This is a genomic window from Pontiella sp. (assembly GCF_041622395.1).
In the GTDB taxonomy this organism is placed as follows: domain Bacteria; phylum Verrucomicrobiota; class Kiritimatiellia; order Kiritimatiellales; family Pontiellaceae; genus Pontiella.
This window is the reverse complement of the sequence record NZ_JBFJYW010000246.1, coordinates 1-5777: the sequence shown is the minus strand read 5'-3', so window position 1 is coordinate 5777 and position 5777 is coordinate 1. Positions and strand designations below refer to the sequence as shown.

At 59.5% G+C, this 5777-nt stretch carries 3 protein-coding genes; 2 read left to right on the top strand and 1 reads right to left on the bottom strand.

Annotated elements, in window-relative coordinates; all coding sequences use genetic code 11:
- The coding region (locus ABYO54_RS13135; protein WP_372808704.1) for a PLDc N-terminal domain-containing protein at window positions 1-206 on the bottom strand (206 nt) is incomplete at its 3' end.
- Window positions 207-286: 80 nt separating this feature from the next.
- Here ABYO54_RS13135 and ABYO54_RS13130 point away from each other — a divergent pair.
- Both ABYO54_RS13130 and ABYO54_RS13125 read left to right on the top strand, forming a co-directional pair.
- A complete protein-coding gene (locus ABYO54_RS13130) occupies window positions 287-1027 on the top strand; it encodes an endonuclease/exonuclease/phosphatase family protein (protein ID WP_372808703.1) in 741 nt (246 codons plus the stop codon).
- 128 nt (window positions 1028-1155) lie between these two features.
- On the top strand, window positions 1156-5777 hold a 4622-nt coding region (locus ABYO54_RS13125), incomplete at its 3' end, for a glycosyl hydrolase (RefSeq protein ID WP_372808702.1).

Here is a 5777-nt window from a genome sequence, read left to right as displayed (position 1 = left end):
TTGACCGGGACGCGGTCGATGCCGAAGGCGAGGTAGAGCAGCGGGCCGAAAAGCGGGAACGACCAGGCCACGAAGATCCACAGGATGGTGGCGCTGGCGTTGCGCCGACGTTTCAGGGCGTGCAGCAAGACCCCGGCAAAGGCCGCAACATGCAGCCCCGTGCTGATTACTAGCCAATAGGTAACGTCGTGAGCTCCTGATTCCATGGAAAGCATGCTAGGCAGTTGGCATGTGAAATGAAATCTTAATTCTTCAATATGCGTCCGCATCGCGCTAGATTCAACGTATGAAATTCATGCTGTACAACATTTGCTACGCCACGCACGGCAACCAGAAAAAGCTCCCGTTGCTCGGCCTGCTGGGCCGGACGCACGGACATTTGGACGAACTGATTGGGTTTATCGGCGACATCGATCCCGATGTGATCGGGCTGATCGAGGTCGATGGCGGCTCCTACCGCGCCGGCCGCAAAAGCCAGGTGGAGATGATCGCGGAGAAGCTGGGGCACTTTCATTCCTACCGTTCCAAATATGGTTCGGATTCGCGATGGCAGCGCATTCCCATCTACAACAAGCAGGGGAACGCCTTCCTGGCCAAGGACACCATCCACAGCGAGAAGTTCCATTATTTCGAGAGGGGAATGAAAAAGCTGGTGCTCGAACTCGAGCTGGAGAAAGTCACCTTTTTCCTCGTTCATCTGGCGCTCAGCTACAAGGCGCGCCAAGCGCAGATCCTTCATCTCTACCACATGATCAAGGAGACCGACCGGCCCTACATCGTTGCGGGCGATTTCAACGCTTTCGCGGGTGAGGACGAGATTCAGTTGCTGATGTCGGCCAGCGGGTTGCGGAACGCCGATCCGACCCTGCAACCGTCCTATCCCAGCAAGAAACCGCGCAAGCAACTCGACTTCATCCTCCATAGTCCGAAGATCAAGATCAACCGGTTCGAGATGCCGCAGGTTCAGCTTTCCGATCATCTGCCGTTGGTGGTCGATTTCGATATTCTCGAACCCGTCGCCAGCTGAGGAGCCGGAGGCGGCATAGGTAAAAATGACTATATGCAGAATTCGGGATGCCGGTATTCTGACAACTCTCTATGTAAGGGGCGGCCACGCGCCTACCCGATGTGACCCTAAAAAGAGATGTGCAGAATATGATGAATAAAACGGTTGGAATGCTTTTGGGACTCGGGCTGGCGTGCGGTGCGAATGCTGCAATTATTGCCGGCTATGATTTTAGCAGTGATAAATCGGCTGCGGTCGTCGCTTCGGGCGCCAGTGCCGGGGTGGTTACCGCGGCGGGGGGAGCGGTGAACAACTATGGCTTGGTTGCCACCATCGGCGACAATACCGGGGTGGCGGCCAGCGGTACCGCCTTTGGTTCGACCGATGGCGGTTGCATCAGTTCTACCAGCGAGGGGTGTACCGGAACGGATCTCGCGGATGCGATTGCCGATGGCGATTACTACTCGATTACGATCGCGGCGGATGTGGCCGGGACGCTCGACCTGACCGGATTCTCGATCGACAAGGCGATTAATTCCACTTACCCTGAGCGGGTTGCAAACGAGTGGAATGTTTGTGCCAAGGTGAATGGCGACACGAGTGCCTGGAGTACGGCCGATGCCTTGTTGGCAACCAGTCTGACGACTACGACCGCCCAAGGCCTTTCGGAGTGGGAGAGTACCTTTATCGATCTCTCCGGCATCTCCTTGCTCCAAGGCATTGATTCCGTGGAATTTCGAATCTATGTGTGGGGGGCCAACGGAACTTCATATTCCAATGCCCAGCGGATCGATCAACTGGTGATCGAAGGCTCCGTCCCTGAAGCGCCCGAGCCGGAAGTGATCTACAACCTCGCCAAGTTCCAGTCCAGTTCGGTCGATTCCGCCAACAGCACGACGCCGAAAGCCTATGGCAACGATGGTTTCGTGACGCAGGAAAACCGCTGGGTCAGCAATAGCTCCAGCCCGCACAGGTATGAAGTTTCGCTCGCGGTTCCGATGGCGATCGGCAGCGCGCACCTCTACAGCGGAGCGACCGGGACCGACGCCATCTCCGACTTTTCTTTGCAGTATTACAACGGCTCCGCCTGGGTCGATATCGCGGGAACCTCCACGACCGGAAACACCCTGCCGGTATTGAACCTCGAGTTTACTGCGCCCGTTACCGCACAGCGGTTCCGGCTCTACACCACCGACGCCACCGCCCGCATGAAGGAACTGGCGCTCTATCCGCCGACCTCGGATGGTTCCGCGGTTCCGTTCGGTACGGATCTGGACTTGAACGTCGCCAAGCTGCGCCAGTTCAACTATTCCTCCGTGGACGGGGCCAACTATCCTGCGCTGGCGATCGACGGATACGTCGACGACTCCTCCGCGTGGGCCAGCACCGACGCCGCCGGACCGCACAGCTTTGAAGTCCATTTCCCGCAGAACGAGCAAGTGCGCGGCATCCATCTCTATTCCGGTTTCGAAGGGCTGTCAGGCACCCAAATGGAAGACTTTACCGTCGACTATTGGAGCGGCTCTGCCTGGGTCACCTGTTCCGGCGGCTCGGTTTCGGGCAACACCGAGCAAAACCTGAGCCTCTGGTTCGGGGCCGCCGTCACGACCTCCAAAATCCGTGTCTATACGACCGATTCGAAGCAGGCGGTCATCCGCGAGCTGGTGGTCTTCGCCGAAAACGGCGCAGACGCCTACCCGCTCTGGACCGATGCGCTGCACGAAGCGCCCCCCTCCCAGAGCTTCCTCGACTACGAGGATTCCTACTACACCATCGAAAACCGCGAAACGGGCTTGAACCTCGCCACGTCCACCAACGGTTCGTCGATCACGTCGGACGAACCTTGGTTCCAGGTGCTGCTCAACATCGGCACGGATACCTACCGCCTGCGCAGCAAAGACAGCGAGGCCTGCTTCGAAGTGTCGCTGGCTTCCACCAACGAAGGCGCCGCGATTGTCGAAGGCAACTATACCGCCATGCCGCACCAGCGCTGGCGGCTGGAAGACACCGGCGACGGCACCCATTTCCAGATCGTCAACGTCTGGAGCGGGCTGGTCCTCGGCCTCGACGGCACCAACGTGGTGCAGCGGCAGGCCGCCGACGCGGATTTTGCCCAGCAGTGGGCCATCAACTACGAAACCCACTACCCCAAAAAGGGACAGGCATCGCATTTCCACTTCAACTTCATGTATAAGCCCGGCTGGGCTTATAACTGGAAGAAGGCGGACGAAGATCTGGTCGAGTATGGGCAGTACTACCCGATGCAGTGGGGCGGAATCGCAGACTCCACGGCCGAGATTCTGCGCTATCAGCCGGGGTGGTACGGCCGTGCCAACAGTACGACGGTGCTGGGGTTCAACGAACCCAATCTCGAGGACCAAGCGAATATGGAAGAGGCCACGGCCGCCTATCAATGGCCGCGCCTGCAGCGCATGCGCCTGCCGCTGGCGGGGCCCTGCGATTCCAACTACAAGGGTTCCTGGCGAGAGAACTTCAATGCCGAGGCCGACGAGCGGGGCCTGCGGACCGAATACGAGGCGGTGCACTGGTATTCGCCGAATGGCGCCTCGACGGGCAGTCCCTCTATGCTGATCAGCAACCTGGAGTATGTCTATAATCTCTACGGCCGGAAGATCATGCTGACCGAGTTTTCCACCCGCGATTTCGCCGGGGATAAAGTGACTTGGAGCCGCAACCACAACTATAACTTTTTGGCGGAATTCATGTGGCGCGCCGAAAGTCTGGATTGGCTCAAGAGCTGGTCCCTTTTCGAGTGGGGCTACGGGGGGAATGTCGACACAACGGATGCAAACGGCGCCGATATCACCGCCATGAATTCACCGAAGTTGGCGCTGCACTACAACAACGACAGCACCGATCCCGGCTACGAAGACCTGATGGAATGCGGCCTGTTGCTGGCCGGCTGGGACGGCGACGCCACGGTTCGCGACGACAAGCCCTACATCATCCACAACAAAGGCCGCTTCCTGCGCCTGATCGACGATCCTTCTTCGGACACCATTGGCTATGCCGACGTGACGAACACGGAACAGACCGAACAGTTCGAGCTGGTGGCCGCTTCGAGTGGAAACAAGTATATCGTGGGGATGAGCAGCGGTCGCCGCCTTTCCTTCGACGGCTCCACCGTCGGGCTGGCGGATGCCGGCACTACGGGAAGCAGCGTCGAATGGGAGCTCAACGAATACCAGTACGGCTGGTTCTACCTCGACCATCCTTCGACCGGCAAGCGCCTACGCATCACCGATGCAAATGTGATCGATGCAACTTCTGATTCGACGACCGGGGACAACCTGCGCTTCCGCTTCATCGTGCCCGCCGTGGAATTCGAATATCCGGCCGACGCGGTCGGGTCGGTTCTGGTCGGTTATGATTTCGACGCGTCCAGTTCGTACCCGACGGCTCCCACCATGCTTTCGTCCAGCGTGATTGCCTCTTCGCTGACCTCTCCAATGGATATCGGGGCCAGCGCTTCGTTTGGCGATACCAGCGGGTTGGATGGCACAGGGGTTGCATTCGGCAGTACCGATCAGCTTGGCGCCATTGCCATTTCCGTTGAAGACGCAATTACCTCCAGCTTTGCCGATGCGGTGGCCGGAGATGATTATCTGTCGTTCACGGTGATCCCGGGTGATGACCGGACGCTGACGTTGTCGAGCATTTCATTCAAGGCGATGAAGCGGGCATCCACCTCGGTGGATGAATATGCCGTGGCCGATAGTTCCGGCACGATGATTGGAAGCGCCGTCATGGTGACCAGCGAGGGCAGTGGAGCCGGAATCTACGAAAGTTTCGTTGTCGATCTCGGTGGTACGGCGTTTGAGACCGTCACCGCCGCCACGGAGTTCCGCATCTATGCGTGGGGCCGGGGAACGACCTCCCCGTGGGGCACCGCCGCCGGAGTCGATAAGATCGTGCTGCGCGGCATCGCCGGGCCGATTCTCGTCGGCTACGATTTTGCCGAAGGCGCCTCGGAGGCAACGGAGGTGGTTTCTCCCCATGTGAGCGCCACAACGTTGACCTCTCCGATGGATATTTCGTTCCCGACCACGATCGGCGACAACAGCGGCGTGGATGCCGAAGGCTTGGCGTTCGGCAACACCGGCACGCTCGGTTGCGTCGGCATCGGCGTCAACGATGCGACCACAACGTCGTTCGCCGGCGCGGTCGCCGGGGACGACTATGTCACCTTCACCGTCACGCCCGATGACGAAGTGGCCCTCGACCTGACCGCGATCACCTTCAAGGCGAGCACGTCGGTATCCACGTCCGTCGATGAGTATGCGGTAACGGATGAGTCCGGCAACCTGATCGGAAGCACGGTCGCCATTTCCACCCTCGGCCAAACGACGACCTATCAGGCCGTGAGCGTGGATCTGACCGGCAACGCCGACTATCAGGGGGTGACCGAGCCCACGACCTTCCGTATCTATGCCTGGGGCCGCGGGACGACCTCCACCGGCGGCACGCTGGCGATGATCGATAAGGTGACGCTGCACGGCAGCATCGCATTCAATACCACGCCGACCGCCCTCCCGCAGAGCGTCTCTACGGCGAAGAACACTTCCGTGGCCATCACGCTGACCGGCAGCGATTACGAGGGGGATTCCCTTTCCTTTAGCGTGGTTTCCGGTCCGGCCAACGGTACGCTGACCGGCACGGCCCCGAATCTAACCTACATCCCCACGAGCGGGTATGTGGGCGAGGACAGCTTTACCTTTGCCGTCAACGATGGGCAGTCGACCGGCGCCGC